Origin of the sequence: Vibrio mytili, assembly GCF_049563345.1 — a bacterium.
GTDB classification, from domain to species: Bacteria; Pseudomonadota; Gammaproteobacteria; order Enterobacterales; family Vibrionaceae; genus Vibrio; species Vibrio mytili.
In genome coordinates this window covers 841,019-857,700 of record NZ_CP110482.1, presented here as the reverse complement: position 1 = coordinate 857,700, position 16,682 = coordinate 841,019, and the positions used below count along the sequence as shown (strand labels likewise).

Below are 16,682 nucleotides of genomic sequence, written 5' to 3'. Positions count from 1 at the left end.
TTGTTATCGGTTGAGGGATATTTATGGACAAGCAAGGCTAATGAAACCAGAAAGTACGGTCGTCAGTCTAATATTTGCGTTATCATACCCAATTGACCAAATTGTAGCGATTCATGATTATACCAACTAAATCCCCATCTTCCTCAAACGTATCCTGCTCAAACTGTAAAGCATGCTGCTGTCGTCTTGAAGTGATGATCATTTCAGATACTGGCGTGCCAGAAGAATTTATCGCACGTGACCAGTACGGTGGTGAAACCATGATGCGATTAAGTGACGGTTGGTGCGCAGCGTTAGATCGAGATACTTTCATGTGCTCCATTTATGAAAATCGTCCTTGGATATGCCGCGAATTTGAAATGGGTTCGGATGAGTGTATTGATGAGCGGGTGAAGTTTTTATAACGCGGCAGAGTTGCATCAACACGATAAACCCCGAATTCAGCAGGGCCAGGAAGTATCTCGCTCATTATCGTGATACAAGCCATCGACTATTTTGAGCAAGTGCTTCTAAAGTAAAGGCGATAATTATACTCACCTCGTCATTTAATGTTTGATATTAATTGCATATATTCGTTACAATTCAGCTCGTTTAAGGGAGTAGCCTTCCTCTATGAATGAATAGAGGAGTGAATATCAACAGTCTCCAAGCCTCATGCTTGTGGTATTCACGTTCGATTTGTTCTGGCAAGACTTAAGTAAAACATCAGTGCGGGTAGGATTGGTGTAATGCTTCTGTCTTTTTTGCCTACCCTAAATGACAAAAGGAAACCTGCTATGAATGCATGGTACGCTTTGTTCTTAGGGGTTGTGCGCGGAATGATCGAGTTTATCCCTATTTCCAGTTGTTTTCATTTGTATTCAAGATCCACCTTGATTGGTGACGTCGAATCCCCATCTTCAATGCTCCAGCTTCCACCTTCGTCCAACTTGGATGATTTTGTGGACAATGTTTCCTGCGGCTTTCTATAGGTTGTTTTTTTGAGCGAATTGATGACCGTTTCGCTCTGGCCGTTACTCTATACTTTTACGTTATTTAATAAGGATAAAACATGTTACTAGCCACTCTCGCGATCATCGCTGGTTTTGCATTACTTGTGTGGAGCGCAGATAAGTTTGTTGAAGGTGCTGCCGCTAGTGCCAACTACGCGGGAATGCCTCCGTTATTGATCGGTATGCTGGTCGTCGGATTTGGTACATCAGCCCCTGAAATGGTGGTTTCGGCCATGGCCGCTATGGACGGAAACCCTGCTCTTGCGCTTGGAAACGCGGTTGGCTCGAACATTGTCAATATTACCTTAATACTCGGTGTGACGGCTATCATTGCGCCAATTGCTGTTCATTCAAGTATCATACGAAAAGAGCTTCCCATTCTGCTGCTCGTAACACTTGTGATCGGGGCGATGCTATGGAATCACCATGTTAGTACGCTAGAAGCGTGGGCTTTGATTGGCGGTTTTATGCTTTTGATTGGCTGGTCAATCTGGAGCGCATTGCGCTCAAAGGGAGACCATTTAGAACAAGAAATGGGCGATGAACTGTCGAGTCAAAGCATGTCAATGAAGTCATCGATTTTCTGGCTCATCACTGGTCTCATTTTATTGATTGTCAGCTCCCGAATCTTAGTGTGGGGAGCGGTAGAAATTGCGCAAGAATTAGGTGTTAGTGATCTATTAATTGGGCTTACCATTGTGGCCTTAGGAACTTCGTTACCAGAATTAGCAGCATCGATCGTGGCAGCGCGTAAAGGGGAACATGATATTGCCGTAGGTAACGTAGTTGGCTCGAACATGTTTAACTCTTTAGCCGTCATCGGTATTGCTGGTACTATCGAACCTATTGCGAATATTGGTGCTGAAGTCTTCTGGCGTGACTGGACATCAATGCTTTTTGTTACGGGATTACTGTTGTTGACTGCCGCCCGTTTTGGCAAGTCCCAAACGATCACGCGCATCGAAGGTGTTGTGCTGTTAGCGTGTTATTTGGGATACAACGGTTATCTCATCTATGGCGTGTTGTAATGTACCAATTGCGCTTCTCAAGCTTAAAGATAACTGACCAAGGCACGACTAACCAAAACAAGAGGCTTACATGAAACGCTTTATCTACCTCTCCAACGCGGAGTCTGGCACCATCTCTCGCTACCAACAACAAGGGAAGCAACTCATTCATTTGGGAAATACTGACGTTGGCAATTTGGTGATGCCGATGGTGGTGAGTCGAGATGGACACTATCTGTATGCCGCTTTGCACCAAGCACCTTATTGCATTGTGCGCCTAGCGATTGATCCAAAGAGTGGGGACCTGACTGAATTGGACCGGACGCCGCAGGCAGTAAGCATGGTCAATTTGGATGTTGATCACAATAGTCACTGGTTACTGAGCGCCTCATTTGATCACAATATGGCCACGTTAAATCGTCTTGAAGACGACGGCAGTCTGGGAGCGAAAAACATCACCATCCCATTAGAAGGACACTGCCACGCTTTTAATGTTAGCCCGGATAACCAGTGGTTGGTGGCCACCGAATTTGGGCAAGATCGCGTCAACGTCTATCGGCATGTCGATGATAGTGATCATCAAGCAGCTTTGGTTCATCAATACTCTTTTGCGCGAGAGTCAGGGCCACGTCATTTGGTGTTTTCCGCTTGTGGTCAGTTTATTTACGTGTTGTGTGAAATGATCGCATCGGTGAATGTGTTCGCTTTTGATAGCGAAACCGGAGCGATGACGCTGATTGATGAAGTGGAAGCTGCGCCCCTTGAAATGCTTGGCTTGGAAAAAGGATTGCCACCAGAAAAACGCGTCGTGCCTGATGTGCCACGCACCTGGGCGGCGGATATTCAGTTATCGGCTGACGGCCGTTATTTATATGTCTCAGAGCGTACTACCAGCATCATTAGCCGCTTGGAAATTACGGCCAATGATCCCGTCCCACGTTACTCGGGGTATGATCATGTTGTCACTCAGCCACGCAGTTTTGCGCTGACCCATGATGGGCAATACTTACTGGCTAGCGGTGAACTCTCCGATCATTTAGCCTTGTATCAAATTGATGCCCAGACTGGCCAGCTCAATGAGCTAGACCGCGCGCCTTGTGGCGCTAATCCAGCATGGGTCTCAGTGGTTGACTTCCCTTAGCGACTAATATCAAACGATGTTAGCGTAAGCTGGCAGAGATTTGCTGTTCGTTGAATCGCTTTTTTCTACAGGTGGATTAATGGGGCATGAAACACGAAAATGCCCCAAACTTAGTTAGAACAAGTGCTATTAGGGCCTCAAAAAACTCATATTTGAATAAATTTATCTAATGTATTCTCTAGTAAGTGACTATTAGGACGCTTATCTGATTGTTCCGATGAAATCAATTGACACTCACTTTTCGAATTGAAAAGTTGAGCACCCTGGTAATTGAGTTACGAAGTCAGCACCCATCAACTTTGACGGTGTGTATACTCCTGCTGCTGAATGAGATTTTAATAGGTGTGCAGCAATGGCGAGCGAGCCTGTAACGGTCAGGTCGTAACCATTCGTTGTAAGGATACGTACGGTTTTCTTCATTCCCTCTGCATTTGTTGCTTCTCCCCATACATAAGTTTTTGTCTCTCTACGTTGGGCTTCGTCAGGTCCTTTTATTTTCTTACCTATATGAGATTTAAGCAGACTCTGAACCCACTGTGAGCCTAGTAACGGCCGGATTAGATTGGCTCTTTTGACATTTTTGACCATCTTCTCTGAACTCGGAATATAGACTTCAATATTAGGTATTCCAGTCGTGTGATAGGCTGTTGATACATCTCCCCATGGAATAGTCATTGCCAGCTTTTCGTTATCACCAAAGTCAATTTGGCGTACTTTATAAGCAAGTGGTACTGTAATGATGTCACCATCACGACGTATCTTGCCTCCTTGTGCTAGCCCCTCAACCGAAGTCTTTGCGGTGCCCGGCGAAAACGCAGAACGAGAGTCAAAACCTAACGCCAGATGAGTTGCATCCGGTAAGGCGGAGCTGAGGGTTGCAGCGACGCAATCCGTCGGAATGACATCAAAACCAACGCCAGGGCAAAGTACGACATTTGCATTCAAAGCGCTTTCTTTTAAAGATTGAGCAAATTCAAATACCGATATTTCGCCAGTGATATCGAGATAGTGCGTGCCTGCATTAATACAAGCCGGCATCATAACCCTAGCCGTGGAAGAAAAAGGTCCGGCGCAATTTAGTACTAGTGAAACATCGGAGAGGTGACTTGCCGTACGTTCTGGATTATCTAGATCAAAAGCAACGGCACGCAAACCTAGTTCATCAGCCAATTCTTGAGTTTTATACTTATCTCTTCCGCCGAGAATTGGGCTAAGTCCCCGTTTCACTGCTTCTCGCGCAATTAGCTCACCAGTGTATCCATAAGCGCCATAAATCATCCAATGAGTTAGCTTTGCTGGTTGTTCAGTTTGTGCCATCGCGGTGATTCCTATTTCTTCTCAAGAGAGTAAAAACAACGTATTGTTACGCCACAATAACCTTAAAGATAAGTTTAAGGTCAACCTCAATATTAATTTATGCCTGATTCCAAACTGGACACGCAGAATATTTAGTAATTTCTCTGTTCAGTATTGACCTTAAACCTTTATTTAACCTTAGAGTTTTTCAACCCGGAAGGTGATGATAGTCATTATTAATCGTCATCTTCTGGGGGAGAAAGAAATCAGCATTTAAATAAAGGTATTCAACATGAGAATAAAACTCACCGTCTTTGCTCTATTGGTAGCTGGCGTTAGTTTGCCAGCAATGGCCGAGTCAGAAGGTCATAGCCAAATGACAGAGATTAATATCGGCGGTTATCTCGTGCCCGTAAAATCGGGTGGCCTATACGATCGTTACCACTCGAACCCACCACTTTCTGTGATTGCTAATGCGCAACCGGATATTGACTTGAGCTGGTTTAAAACATTGGAGAAAACCAAAGTTGATATCGGTTTTGAATCTTACTCACCTAATTTCTATTACAAAAATGAGCGAATCACCGCGGTGTTTACTGCCGACTTTTCCAAACTTGAGTCATTGATCCCCGCGCAAGTCTTTAATCAAGTTCAGCCACTTCAGATTTGGCCTGACCGTGGGCTTGTTGTACTCACCGCGTATGCCTATCACTATTGTGACAATGACCAATATAACGAGATTGCTTTATCAATCGTGACCAACAAACCCGGAGAGTCAAACTGGGGGCCAGTGACGCTAATTGGACAGTCAATATCAGACGATTACTGGGGCTATGTTCTGAAGCTACCTGTGGATACGGAGTTGGCTCGAGTCCGTGGTGTCGTAGGTTACAACCTGCCTAAATGGCTAACTAAGATTGATTATCAGGGTGATGCAACTTCGGTAACATATACCGTAACAGATAACCAGACGGGAAAGCCTGATCTTACTTTTAGCGCAGATAAACTCACCAATTTATCTCAGGAAGGTGAACTGGTGACTAATAGTTTCACTAACATCAACCGAGATGGTGAGCTTACTTATGGTTATGCTGTTTCTCGTCTTATGAGCCATGCCTCAACAACAGATGAACATGCGGTTCGATTAACTTTGGGAGAGGGGAAACTGTCGTCTTTCATCAAGTCACTAGATATTGGTTCAATGCTAAAATACGAGTATGTACCCGATTTTCAGAGTGCGCTTTATGCACCTAAACCGCTTGCATCACTTTCTTCTGCTGAGTGATTTAAGAAAATAATAAGCCAGCCCGGGGGCTGGCTTTTTGCTATTGCTGTCTTTCATTCCAAATTGCTTGCAGTCCCTCTTTGAAGGTCGTGACTTTAAACTCCGGGAAACGAGCCTTAAATTTATCAGAGACAAAAATATTTTCAGTGTCATAGCGAGGCAGGAGTTCTGCCGCATCACGAACGGTCTGACTCACTTTACCTGCAAGCCATAATTGCCAGCGTTTAAGCACACGATATTTGGGTTGGACTTGAAATACCTCTGCCGCTAGCTCGATAAACTGACGGTAATTAAGCCTGTTATCGTCACATGGCAAGTGCCAGGTTTGGCCGTACGTATCCGGAGTGTTACCGATAAGGGCCATTGCCCGGCTAGCATCTGGCGTGTAAATGAGGCTGCGTTTTACATCATCACGCAAAAAGACTTTGGCAGCCTTACCGGTAGCTAGAGAGTCGATGATGGTCGAATTTGTGATGCTTTGCGTCTTACCCGGGCCATAAAATTCAGGCGCACGACAAATAACCGCTTCGATAGAGCCTCGCTCCATTGCATCAAGTAACATGTTGGTGATTTGTGCGCGAACTTGACCTTTACCACCTTGAGGAGCAAATGGCGCATTCTCTAATTGAGGCGCATCGGTTTGTGGATACATATAGGTATTGTCAAAGTAGACTAACTTAGCACCGTGAGTTTCGCATGCAGCGATAACATTTCGCATTAATGTTGGCCACTGTTCAACCCATAGTTTGGTATCCATAGGTAACCCTGCTGTTAGGTAAACTATTTCTGAGCCTTGTACAGCATCTAAAGTTTGCTGTGGATCGAGAAGGTCTGCTTGATATAGCTCATCGGTGTCGTTTACTTGTTGGGGACGACGGCTGACTAAGCGAATGTCGCTGGTGTAATTTTGTTTGAGGCTGTTCGCTAGCTCCCGACCAATCTGCCCGTTTGCACCAAGAATAGTTTGCATAGATTATTTCTCCTGACTTTTCGCTCTTTCTATACGAAACATCCTAAGGTTAAAGTTTAGTTTAAAGTCAATCAGAAATTATGCAGATTTTCAGCATTGACATTAAAGTTATGTTTAAGCTTATGCTTGTATTTCCAAAGTTTCATCGACAATGGAGAGACCTAATTCCCCTTCGTCGATGGCAATACAACCATCCTGTTTTTGCTAAAGTTGAAAACACGTAGAGAGTAGCCGCCAATGACTAAACGAATTTTACATGTCGTAACTAACGTATCCACGTACGATGGTTCAGTGACACCAACGGGGCTTTGGCTATCGGAGCTTTCGCATGCATACGATGAGTTTGAAAAACGCGGCTACACACAATTGATAGTGAGCCCTCTCGGTGGAAAGTGTCCGTTAGACCCTCGTTCTCTAAAATGGCCAAACTTTGATCAAAGTGCTCGAGCGTGGCTCTCAGACGAGAGAAAAATGGATCGATTAGAGAATACGTTAAGACCCGAGCAAATTAATGCTGAAGAGTTTGATGTTATTTACTTTACAGGCGGCCACGCAGTCATGTGGGACTTTCCCGATAACAACGAGATACAGGAAATAACAAGTACAGTATTTGAGCAAAGAGGTATTGTTGGCTCCGTTTGTCATGGTTACTGTGGTCTGCTCAACACTCGTTTGTCTGATGGGACATTGTTGGTCGAGGGGCGGAATGTAACCGGCTTTTCTTGGACAGAAGAAGTACTGGCGGGCGTTGCTAAGAAGATGCCGTACAATGCACAGCAAGAAATGAAAGAGCGAGGTGCTGTTTATCGAAAAGCGATATTGCCATTTATGCCCTATGTCATTGAAGATGGCAGACTGGTGACCGGACAAAATCCGCAATCAGCCAAAGCGACAGCTAAACGTATCTCTAGTTTATTAGATAATCTGTAGTCTGACTAACTTATGAAGGCTTAACCTTACTGATCTTCATTCGTAGAGGATTGGTGAGGCAAAATATCCCAGCCAAATTGAGACATGACTCGTTCGGCATTGGTTGCACAGTCCATATTTTCTGGTTTAGCTTCAATCTCTTTCAGAACCTCTATCAGCCGAGCTTTATTGCTCGCAATTCTGCGTTCAATCTCTTCCAAATCCGCAACCTTTTGTTTTAGCGTTTGTAGCAAATGGTCATGATTCCATTGAGAAAAGTCAGAAGGAAGCAATGAGCTTAACTCATCGAGACTGAACCCTGCTTGCTGCCCTGTGGTAATCATTTCTAAAACAGCTACTGCTTCAGGAGGATAGGTACGATAACCGTTAGCTTTACGTTTGACGGTTTTTAACAGACCAATCTTTTCATAAAACCGGATCTTAGAAGGAGCTAAGCCGGTTTTTTTTGCTAATTCACCAATATTCATCGTTCTAATAATGGAGTGAAAACATAATTAAACACTACCACACTTTCTATTGATGAATAACACACGATAGGAGGTCAACGTGAAAAAGTTATCTTCAGGAAGGCGTAGTGGCATTAAAAGGCCATTCAAATTAGAAGAGATCTGGCGAATAAGAACTCGTCTAGAGCTATCACAGGAGTTGATGCAGCTTGCACTATTGAACCTAGCCATCGATAGCAAGTTAAGAGCGAGTGATTTACTAAGGTTACATGTGCACGATGTTTCTTCGCAAGGAGTGATTTATGAAAGGGTTCAATGCATCCAGCAAAAAACGGGCACCGATGTACACTATGAAATTACTCCGAGAACGCAACAAAGTATTAGCCGATGGATCTACTCAGCGCACTTACAGGCAAACAGTTTTTTGTTTCCAAGCTATCGCCGTATAGGGCAACCTATCAGCTACTCATTTTATCGTTCTATTATAAGGAGCTGGGCGGTAAAGCTCGGTTTAAATGCGACTATTATGGTACACATTCCATGCGTCGAACCAAAGCTACTTTGATCGATGCCAGAACAAAAAATATTAGGGCGGTACAAATCTTACTTGGGCATTCGAAACTAGATAACACTGTTCGATACTTAGGAGTGGAACTGGAAGATGCTCTGAGACGCTCAGAGCAAACGGAGTGCTGAAGTACTGATACAGGCTTTTCTTGCCTCTGAAAAGCCTGTGCCCCTTTCTGTTGTAGCGTCGAATCCAATACACATTTTGCGAATGTGCGTTTGGCTTACTAAAATTTATTCGTCGAAGTCTGAATGTTAGCCTTTCTAAAATTGTGCGCCATTTTGCAGTTTAATCTCCCATACTTCTAGCCAACATGCTGATTATCAATTGAACTACGATAAGAAAGACCGCATTATTGAACGATAAAAGACGGCTAAAAGCCGTATAGAAAGCGTTATGTTTTCGGAGGAAATACGTGATTTGGATAAAGCGATTGGTTTTGATTACTTTGCTTTCTGTTATGGGGTATTTTCTTTTCCTTCATGCTGGGATGGCTAGTGATGGAGCTATAGAACTTGAGTGGTATTACAGGTTTGAAATGATAGCTGCGGGAATAATTTGGTGGCCTGCGGTTTTATATGTGAAGTTTAGGGAGTTAGCTAACTATCCAACAAATATTTTAGGGCTAGAATTGTGGCCAGTACAATATCTTAGCTACTGTATAGCTTTTAAGTTATACGATTTAATGCTTGAGAATAAGAAAACGACGAATAAGTAATCTCTGAAATAGGGGTCATAACTATCGTCTTCTACAGGTAACTTATTTTAAAATAGAGTCATGCGCTCACGTTAAGCCCAAACATAACAAACGTTTAAGGTTTCAAGATATTTTTTCTTATCTGAAATGATGCCACTAAATGATTTGAGCTAAGAAGCTTTTTTCCATAAATACGTTGCAGCGTCAAATGGCAAAAGTAAGCGGATTAATAGGTACTGATATTCGCAGTCTTTCAAAAAGAAAGTTGCGAATATCAATGTTATTGACTTCGTTATCGTCTGCTCACCAGATGGTTAGACGCAGCAGCGGCCAAAAGCGCCGCGCCAATCACTAAAGTTTGATAGTACGCCGGAACAAGCGTTAGCATGCCCACTGTCAGAGTCATGATGATTAAGGCACCGATGAATGATCGCAGTACTTTTCCTTCTCCGCCGCTGAATGCTGTGCCACCAATCAGTACGACAAGAATAGCGGTTAGCTCCATACCATCCCCAGAGAGAGGATCACCAAGGGACATAAAGCTGGAACGTGCGATTCCAGCAAGTGCTGCTGTTGCTCCAACAATCGCGTACAGAGTAAATACCACTAAACCTGTTTTAATTCCCGATAGTTTCGCAGCGGTAGGGTTACCACCCGTTGCGGCCGCGTACTTACCCAACAAGGAACGGTTTTGCAGGATGATGAGTAATGCCGTGACTCCGACCGCTACCCAAAAAGCCATTGGCAAGCCAAGAAGTACAGCATCGCGACCATAGTCATTAAACCAACCCGGCATTTTCAGTTCGCCCATAGATTTGATTGCAGATACGCCATCTTGCACTAAAAGAAGGGCAACACCTTTATAAAGGCTCAACGTAATCAAGGTTGCAATAACGGGGGTAATGTTAAACTTAACCACCAAAAGTCCGTTGAGTGCGCCTAACAGTACGCCGCAGAACACAGTAATAGAAAACGCAGCCCAGAACGGTATGCCGTTGATCGCGAGCATGGCATAAATCACCGCGGTTAACCCCATGGTACTACCGACTGAAAGATCGATGTATCCGGATACCATCAGTAACGTGAATGCCCCAGCTAAAACGAGTATAGGAGCAGAGACTCGCAGGATATTGATGATATTTTTCTTATAAAGAAAGTTACCGCGCTCGAAAAGTGCATACTGATCTAAGTTGACGCTACTTAGAAGTACGACGATTGCTGCAAGCACAAAGTAGATGTAATAGTTGCGAATAAACTCTGCGGCTTGGTTACCGAATGTCGGTGATGGGGTGAGTGATTTAGTGGTTTCAGACATAACTTACACCTTCATTATTTACTTCGTAGGGACAGCGCCCACGTTTGAGCGGTAATAGCTAAGAACACAGCCACCGCTCTGAGAATGAATTGCCAATCCGGAGAGAGGGTTAAACCCGTAGCAGCAGATGTCACGACAGCTAGGATAATGGCTCCGAAGAACATCCCAATGACCGAACCGAATCCGCCCGCGATGGCAATACCGCCTAGCAGAGCTATAACTAACGCATCGAACTCCATCAAAAGGCCACGATTCGAGAAACCAGACTTAAATTCGGAAGAAAGAAGAATGCCTACAATACCTGCCACTAACGCGCTGAATAAATAGAGATAGGTAATGTGCTTGGCGTTATCTATGCCAGATAATTTAGCGGCTTCTGGGTTAGCACCGATCCAGTAGGTGACTCGCCCAAACACGGTTTTACGTTCAATAAAAATGGCAATAAATAAAAGGATCAACATGAACAACACTGGAAACTGCATTGAAGTGCCAAACACTTTTAGGTTACCTAAAATGCCAAACTCTTCGGGCAGATTCGTGTTTCGTTGTGAGCCTTCAGTGATAACTTGAGCAATACCGCGCGCAACCATCATGGTGCCGAGTGTAACTATGATTGATGGAATCCGAAATTTAACGACGAACAACGCATTCAGACCACCGATAGCAAGCGCGCCCATGAGTGCACCAGCAATGGCCATCCAATACGGTAACCCAAGACCACTGGAAAGTGAGCTGGATCCTGTTGCAGCTTGAGCAAACCACACGGATAAAACGCCAGACAAGGCAACAATACCGCCGACGGAAAGATCAAAATTGCCGGAGATAAGCAGGAACGAAACCCCAATACCTAATGAGATGACTGCCCAGTTGTTGGTAACCAGGTTCATCATGTTTTGTACTTGAAAAAAGTTAGGTACGAAAACCGAAGCCACCAAAAACAACCCGATAGCAACGATGGCAACCAGTGATGTGATGTACATTTGATCACTAATGCGTCGGTGTTCGACTGGTGAGTGATTGGATTTGATTGACGTATTCATCATACTACTTCCTCTAGGCCACCCGTAGCGGCGTTCAAAATAAAGCTGGTATCAACATCGGAGCCGTTAATAATTTCAGATACTAGCGAGCCGTCATAAAGTAAGAAAATACGGTCACAGACTCCTAGTATCTCCTCGAGTTCGGTAGAGAAAACGGCCACTGAGTTCCCTTCGTTAGCTAAGTTTTTAACCAGGTCGTATATCTCTTTTTTTGCCCCGACATCGACACCGCGAGTCGGTTCATCTAGAAGGAGAAGTTTGGCTTGAGAGAACAAACATTTAGCAATCACGATTTTTTGTTGGTTTCCGCCAGACAACTTTTCCGTGTGCTTTTCGATAGAACTGGTCGCAATCGAGAGTTTTTCAACGTAGTCGATAGCGGCATTGAGTTCATCTTTTTCTCTGAACACACCGAAATCGGACATTCTAGGTAGGTTCATTACCGGAATATTTTCTCGTATCGTCAGGTTGGTAAACAGGCCTTGAGTTCGGCGTTCTTCAGGTACCAAAGCAATGCCTGCGGCGATGGCTTTTCGTGGAGACTTACCGACATCTTTTCCGTTGAGCCGAATAGTGCCTGATGCTTTATCGGCCCCGAAAATAGCTCGAGCGATCTCGGTTTTTCCTGCGCCAACCAGGCCATAGAAGCCCACGATTTCGCCTTTCTTAATATCGAAGGAAACGTTTTTAAGCTGATGGTTACTCAAGCGTTGAACCGACAAAAAGACTTCGTCAGTAATTGCATCGCGAGGAGAGTAATCATGCTTAATACTGCGTCCAATCATCATGTTAATAAGCTCAGCTCGACCACCGACCTCTGACATTGGTTTGGTTGCAATGTGTTTACCATCACGCATTACGGTAACGCGATCACCTAACGAAAGAATTTCATCAAGTTTATGTGAGATATAGATTACGGTAACGTTTTGCTCTTGTAATCGGCGAATGACGGTAAATAGTCGTTCGACTTCTCGCTCTGACAGCGCAGCGGTTGGTTCATCCATGATGATGACATTCGCACCGGAGGAGGCTGCCCGGGCAATTTCGACAATCTGTTTTTGCGCTACACCCAGTGTCGATACTCTGGCGTGAGGATTGATAGACGGCTCAATGGTCGCAAGTGTATTCATTGCTCTTTCTTCTAAATCGGAGCCTACTAAAAAACCGAACCAGCTCTTCTCCATACCCAGCGTTAAGTTTTCAAGAACAGTCAGTTCATCGACGACGTGTAGTTCCTGAAAAAGGGTTGCGATACCCGACTCACGCGCAGACTGGGTGCCATTTGGGGTGTACACCTTGCCATTAACTTTCATCGTCCCTTGCGTCGGTTGGATAGCGCCGGTAATCATTTTCACTAATGTTGATTTTCCCGCCCCATTTTCGCCTATTAAACAATGGACGGTACCGGGTTGGATTGAAAAGCTGACGTCATTAACGGCTCTGACGCCCGGGTAATCTTTGATAAGCCCCTCAATGGAAAGGACAGGTGTTATATTCTGACTATTCAAGATGATCTCTCCTAATCACTGAGATTATGAATGTGTTGCTTAGGAGGAAAGGTCAGCGACAATTATGCTGACCTCGCATAGACTTAGTTGCTGAATTGGTTTTTTAGCCACTGCTCTGCATCAGGCTTAGGCATTGACCAGTAAGAAATCGTGTAAGCATCGTAGAAAAACTCTTGTGCTTGATCACTTTTCGGTGCGACTTTCTTATTGATCACATCCATCACTAAATCGATACGTCCGCGCGCGGTCTCTATTGGCGGTAGACCCATCGATACTTTCAGACTCGATTCAGGATCGTAAATCTGACCAAATTCAACCGAGTCAAAGTCCACGCTGGCAACAATCTCAGTGACAGGTTTGCCATCTTTAAACTTGCCACGACCAAGTTGATTTAAACCAGCCATCGTACCAACGGTCAGGTTTGAAGCCTCTGAGTATATTAGGTTCACTTCAGGCTGCTGAGTAAGAAGGTCTACAATGATTTGTTTCGCCGCTTCTTGACCACCACTGGCATCCAGTGCGCCCAAGTTTTTAGCATTTGGTGCGACTGAAAGAACGCCTTTAGCAAATGGGTTAGTACGGCCAGAAGTTACTTCAGTGTGGTTTGGCCAGCCTAGTTGCACCATAACAATCGGTTTGTTTGGATTTGCTGCCATCCACTCTTTCGCCATTTGTGCGCCCATCTCAAATGATACGGTTGCTTCATCGCTTCTGGCGGTTGGGATCCCAGTATCGGTGATAGGGCTAAAGAAGGAGGTCATCGCGATGTTCTCTTCTAGCGCTTCCTCGACGCCTGGCGTTGCTGCTTCACCATCCCAAATATGTAGAGATGCACCATCAAATGCGCCCGCCGCTACTTGGTCAACGTTTTGTGTCATAACTGCTGAGTCAGCTTTGCCGTCAAAAATGACGACCTCGGCACCATACTTCTCTTTTGCATACCGTTTTGCTTCAGTCGCTTGCGACTGGTGAAAAACGTTAGACAAGTCTGAAACGAAAAACGCAATCCTTTCATTTGCTTGTACAGTGGCAGCGAGGCTTGAAGCGACAATAATACTCGTAGCAATAAGTCCTTTGTTAAACAGATTCTTTAAAGTCACTGACTTCATAATATTCTCCATTTTCTATTAACTCGTCGTCTTTAACAGCTGCTTTTCTTACGAGAATTCACATTCTTTGTTAGCGGGTAAAAGCAGTACAACACGTCCTTCTTGTTGGAGTGAATTATCTTTCACAGCACTGAAATATATTTCACGTGTTAAAAATTAGTGAACAAAATGTAACTGGTCAATGTTATACCGATACGATTTGTATCACTTTGTTGTTTAATTGTGATCTTGCGCACCTAAATGATTAAAATGATACGTTTGGTATCATTTTTACTTGATAGTGTGTTTTTTTGTGCTTAATTTTTACTTGTGTGAAATAAATTTCACAATTTGATAGCGTGTAAGTGCTGATCGAAATTCATGTGGTAGAGCTAAAAATAAAAATCTGGTGCAACGGATGAAGGTAGATTTATGACGATGAACGAGCGCGACGACATAGTGAGACAAACAGCGAAGATCCTAACCCTACGTTATATGGAGAACCGCAGTCAGTCAGATATCGCTAAACAGCTTGGATTGTCTACGGCAAAGGTCAATCGGGTGATTAGACAAGCTCACGATGACGGCTTGGTTGAGATCACACTAAAGTTACCTCAAGAGAGAATGCATACCTTTGAACAGCGTCTAATCAAAATGTTCGGTTTAAAGACCGCTGTCATTCAGCCTAGCCTAAGTAAAGATGATGCCGTGGTAACCCAGCAAGTCGCGCAAGCCACAAGTGAACTATTAATCGAAACCGTTAAACCTGACAGCATCATCTGTATTAGTGGTGGAAAAACCATGGCTCAGATTGTAGAGCAAATTAAACCGATGAGTTTTCCTAAAATACGTGTGGTGCCCGCGACAGGTGGTATTCAGGGGCATCATTTTACTGACGTTAATTATTTAGCATCGAAACTGGCAGAGAAACTAGGTGGAACAAGCACACAACTGCACGCACCACTTTTTGTAGATACAGATGAGCAACGCGCTCTATTAATGGAAATGCGCAGCATTAAAGAGGTACTTGATCTGGCAAGAAATGCAGATATTGCGTTGGTGGGTATTGGCTCTGTAGCGAGAGAAAGTGACAGCTATTACGACTTACGAACGCTTAGTGGTCATCAAACGGAAGCGTTGACGAGTACGCAATGCCAAGGGGAAATCCTTGCTCATCTTTACGACGACTACGGCAGAACGTGTGCGGATCATTTAAACCGCAAGCTGATTGGATTGAACCTAAAAGAACTTGGCAACGTTGAACACAGTATTGGCGTTGCGGCAACTCACTCAAAAGTGTCCGCGATGCTGGCTGCGCTGCGTGGTGGACTCATTAATGGCTTAGTCTCAGATGAAGACACAGTGGCAAGTATTTTGGAACAAGCAGAATAGGGAACAATTATGCAAACAAGAGAAATTGGTAACTCAGGTATTCAGGCGTCTGTTATCGGGTTAGGAACTTGGGCAATGGGTGGTTGGATGTGGGGAGGGACAGATGAAAAAGCCTCTATTGAAGCCATCCATGCGTCATTGGATAGTGGCGTTTCTCTTATTGATACCGCCCCAGCGTATGGCTTGGGTGTCTCAGAAGAGATTGTAGGAAAAGCGATAAAAGGTAAGCGAGACAAAGTGGTACTCGCAACTAAGTGCGGATTAGTTTGGCATACCAGTAAGGGTAATCATTTTTTCGACGAAAACGGAAAACCAGTACACCGCTACTTGGGCGCAGACGCGATTGAATACGAAGTTGAGCAAAGCTTAAAGCGACTACAAACCGACTATATCGATTTGTATATCACGCATTGGCAAGATCCGACCACATCGATTAGCGAAACCATGCAAGCGCTGGAGTCGTTAAAACAGGCAGGGAAAATCCGGGCAATAGGCATCAGTAATGCGAGCAAAGAGGAACTGGCACAGTATCTGGCTGTTGGGACGGTCGATGCGGTACAGGAAAAATACAACTTGATTGAGCGTCAATTGGAGCAAACTTTGCTGCCAGCGACGATTGCATCAAATATATCCTGTTTGAGTTATTCATCATTGGCGATGGGCTTGCTAAGCGGAAGAGTGAGCCCAGAGCGTGTCTTCACTGGCGACGACCAGCGAATTAGTGACCCTATGTTTACGGTTAAAAATCGCCAGTGGGTTCAGAAGTTTTGCCAATCAATCGCACCAGTTGCAGAGCAAAAAGGTATAACGGTTGCTCAGCTAGTCATCGCTGCTACCTTGCAGCAGCCCGGAATTACCTATGCGCTTTGCGGAGCACGTAATAGTGAACAAGCGATTGAAAATGCTGCGGCAGGCAATGTTCAGTTATCACAAGAAGATATCGCTTTTATTGATGCTAAGTCTCGTGAGTTTTTTGGCCAATTAGAGTTGGCATAAACCGTGATCTT

Annotated in this window: 15 protein-coding genes and 1 pseudogene; 9 read left to right on the top strand and 7 right to left on the bottom strand. The window is 44.4% G+C overall.

Annotation, left to right across the window (positions count from 1 at the left end; translation table 11 throughout):
- The first annotated feature begins 113 nt into the window (after positions 1-113).
- From ONE56_RS17425 to ONE56_RS17415, 3 genes are all read left to right on the top strand, one after another.
- A complete protein-coding gene (locus tag ONE56_RS17425) occupies positions 114-404 on the top strand; it encodes a YkgJ family cysteine cluster protein (RefSeq protein ID WP_423840584.1) in 291 nt (96 codons plus the stop codon).
- 647 nt (positions 405-1,051) lie between these two features.
- Positions 1,052-2,020: a calcium/sodium antiporter gene (locus ONE56_RS17420; protein WP_423840583.1), complete on the top strand. Its 969-nt coding sequence runs from the start codon at positions 1,052-1,054 to the stop codon at positions 2,018-2,020.
- 70 nt (positions 2,021-2,090) lie between these two features.
- A complete protein-coding gene (locus ONE56_RS17415; RefSeq protein WP_423840582.1) occupies positions 2,091-3,140 on the top strand; it encodes a lactonase family protein in 1,050 nt (349 codons plus the stop codon).
- A gap of 234 nt (positions 3,141-3,374) precedes the next feature.
- Here ONE56_RS17415 and ONE56_RS17410 read toward each other — a convergent pair whose 3' ends face one another.
- On the bottom strand, positions 3,375-4,457 hold the full coding sequence (locus tag ONE56_RS17410) for a saccharopine dehydrogenase family protein (protein ID WP_423840581.1): 1,083 nt from the start codon (positions 4,455-4,457) through the stop codon (positions 3,375-3,377).
- Between the two features lie 271 nt (positions 4,458-4,728).
- On the opposite strand from ONE56_RS17410, the gene ONE56_RS17405 reads away from it, so the two are divergent.
- Positions 4,729-5,721, top strand: coding sequence for a hypothetical protein (locus ONE56_RS17405; RefSeq protein WP_423840580.1), 993 nt, complete (start codon positions 4,729-4,731; stop codon positions 5,719-5,721).
- A 40-nt stretch (positions 5,722-5,761) separates the two neighbouring features.
- Here ONE56_RS17405 and ONE56_RS17400 read toward each other — a convergent pair whose 3' ends face one another.
- Positions 5,762-6,691, bottom strand: coding sequence for an SDR family oxidoreductase (locus ONE56_RS17400; RefSeq protein WP_331437624.1), 930 nt, complete (start codon positions 6,689-6,691; stop codon positions 5,762-5,764).
- Between the two features lie 237 nt (positions 6,692-6,928).
- Here ONE56_RS17400 and ONE56_RS17395 point away from each other — a divergent pair, with 237 nt between their 5' ends.
- Positions 6,929-7,621, top strand: a complete 693-nt coding sequence (locus tag ONE56_RS17395) for a type 1 glutamine amidotransferase domain-containing protein (protein ID WP_423840579.1) — start codon at positions 6,929-6,931, stop codon at positions 7,619-7,621.
- A 26-nt stretch (positions 7,622-7,647) separates the two neighbouring features.
- Here ONE56_RS17395 and ONE56_RS17390 read toward each other — a convergent pair whose 3' ends face one another.
- The gene (locus ONE56_RS17390; RefSeq protein ID WP_331437622.1) at positions 7,648-8,088 is read right to left on the bottom strand and encodes a MerR family transcriptional regulator; all 441 of its coding nucleotides are present in this window, start codon (positions 8,086-8,088) and stop codon (positions 7,648-7,650) included.
- 79 nt (positions 8,089-8,167) lie between these two features.
- Between ONE56_RS17390 and ONE56_RS17385 the strand changes: the two are divergent.
- A pseudogene (locus tag ONE56_RS17385) lies at positions 8,168-8,763 on the top strand (tyrosine-type recombinase/integrase).
- 287 nt (positions 8,764-9,050) lie between these two features.
- A complete protein-coding gene (locus ONE56_RS17380; protein ID WP_331437621.1) occupies positions 9,051-9,353 on the top strand; it encodes a hypothetical protein in 303 nt (100 codons plus the stop codon).
- Positions 9,354-9,624: 271 nt separating this feature from the next.
- On the opposite strand, the gene ONE56_RS17375 is transcribed toward ONE56_RS17380, so the two are convergent.
- The 4 genes from ONE56_RS17375 to ONE56_RS17360 form a co-directional block, all read right to left on the bottom strand.
- Complete coding sequence (locus tag ONE56_RS17375) at positions 9,625-10,647, bottom strand: ABC transporter permease (RefSeq protein WP_423840578.1); 1,023 nt, start codon at positions 10,645-10,647, stop codon at positions 9,625-9,627.
- Positions 10,648-10,661: 14 nt separating this feature from the next.
- Entirely contained in the window at positions 10,662-11,690 is a 1,029-nt protein-coding gene (locus ONE56_RS17370; protein ID WP_331437619.1) for an ABC transporter permease, read from the bottom strand.
- Positions 11,687-13,195 (bottom strand): sugar ABC transporter ATP-binding protein, encoded by a 1,509-nt coding sequence (locus ONE56_RS17365; RefSeq protein WP_423840577.1) that lies wholly within the window; start codon positions 13,193-13,195, stop codon positions 11,687-11,689. Before ONE56_RS17365 ends, ONE56_RS17370 begins: the two co-directional genes overlap by 4 nt.
- Positions 13,196-13,278: 83 nt before the next feature.
- On the bottom strand, positions 13,279-14,304 hold the full coding sequence (locus ONE56_RS17360) for a substrate-binding domain-containing protein (protein ID WP_331437617.1): 1,026 nt from the start codon (positions 14,302-14,304) through the stop codon (positions 13,279-13,281).
- 411 nt (positions 14,305-14,715) lie between these two features.
- Between ONE56_RS17360 and ONE56_RS17355 the strand changes: the two genes are divergently transcribed.
- Positions 14,716-15,675 (top strand): sugar-binding transcriptional regulator, encoded by a 960-nt coding sequence (locus ONE56_RS17355; protein WP_331437616.1) that lies wholly within the window; start codon positions 14,716-14,718, stop codon positions 15,673-15,675.
- Between the two features lie 9 nt (positions 15,676-15,684).
- Positions 15,685-16,671, top strand: a complete 987-nt coding sequence (locus ONE56_RS17350) for an aldo/keto reductase (RefSeq protein ID WP_331437615.1) — start codon at positions 15,685-15,687, stop codon at positions 16,669-16,671.
- Positions 16,672-16,682 lie beyond the last annotated feature (11 nt).

What these genes read in the sequence shown, in the direction of transcription:
- ONE56_RS17425 (WP_423840584.1), top strand. Translation starts at nt 114, where the DNA reads ATGATTATACCAACTAAATCCCCATCTTCCTCAAACGTATCCTGCTCA.
- ONE56_RS17420 (WP_423840583.1), top strand. Translation starts at nt 1,052, where the DNA reads ATGTTACTAGCCACTCTCGCGATCATCGCTGGTTTTGCATTACTTGTG.
- ONE56_RS17415 (WP_423840582.1), top strand. Translation starts at nt 2,091, where the DNA reads ATGAAACGCTTTATCTACCTCTCCAACGCGGAGTCTGGCACCATCTCT.
- ONE56_RS17410 (WP_423840581.1), bottom strand. Translation starts at nt 4,457, where the DNA reads ATGGCACAAACTGAACAACCAGCAAAGCTAACTCATTGGATGATTTAT.
- ONE56_RS17405 (WP_423840580.1), top strand. Translation starts at nt 4,729, where the DNA reads ATGAGAATAAAACTCACCGTCTTTGCTCTATTGGTAGCTGGCGTTAGT.
- ONE56_RS17400 (WP_331437624.1), bottom strand. Translation starts at nt 6,691, where the DNA reads ATGCAAACTATTCTTGGTGCAAACGGGCAGATTGGTCGGGAGCTAGCG.
- ONE56_RS17395 (WP_423840579.1), top strand. Translation starts at nt 6,929, where the DNA reads ATGACTAAACGAATTTTACATGTCGTAACTAACGTATCCACGTACGAT.
- ONE56_RS17390 (WP_331437622.1), bottom strand. Translation starts at nt 8,088, where the DNA reads ATGAATATTGGTGAATTAGCAAAAAAAACCGGCTTAGCTCCTTCTAAG.
- ONE56_RS17375 (WP_423840578.1), bottom strand. Translation starts at nt 10,647, where the DNA reads ATGTCTGAAACCACTAAATCACTCACCCCATCACCGACATTCGGTAAC.
- ONE56_RS17370 (WP_331437619.1), bottom strand. Translation starts at nt 11,690, where the DNA reads ATGATGAATACGTCAATCAAATCCAATCACTCACCAGTCGAACACCGA.
- ONE56_RS17360 (WP_331437617.1), bottom strand. Translation starts at nt 14,304, where the DNA reads ATGAAGTCAGTGACTTTAAAGAATCTGTTTAACAAAGGACTTATTGCT.
- ONE56_RS17355 (WP_331437616.1), top strand. Translation starts at nt 14,716, where the DNA reads ATGACGATGAACGAGCGCGACGACATAGTGAGACAAACAGCGAAGATC.
- ONE56_RS17350 (WP_331437615.1), top strand. Translation starts at nt 15,685, where the DNA reads ATGCAAACAAGAGAAATTGGTAACTCAGGTATTCAGGCGTCTGTTATC.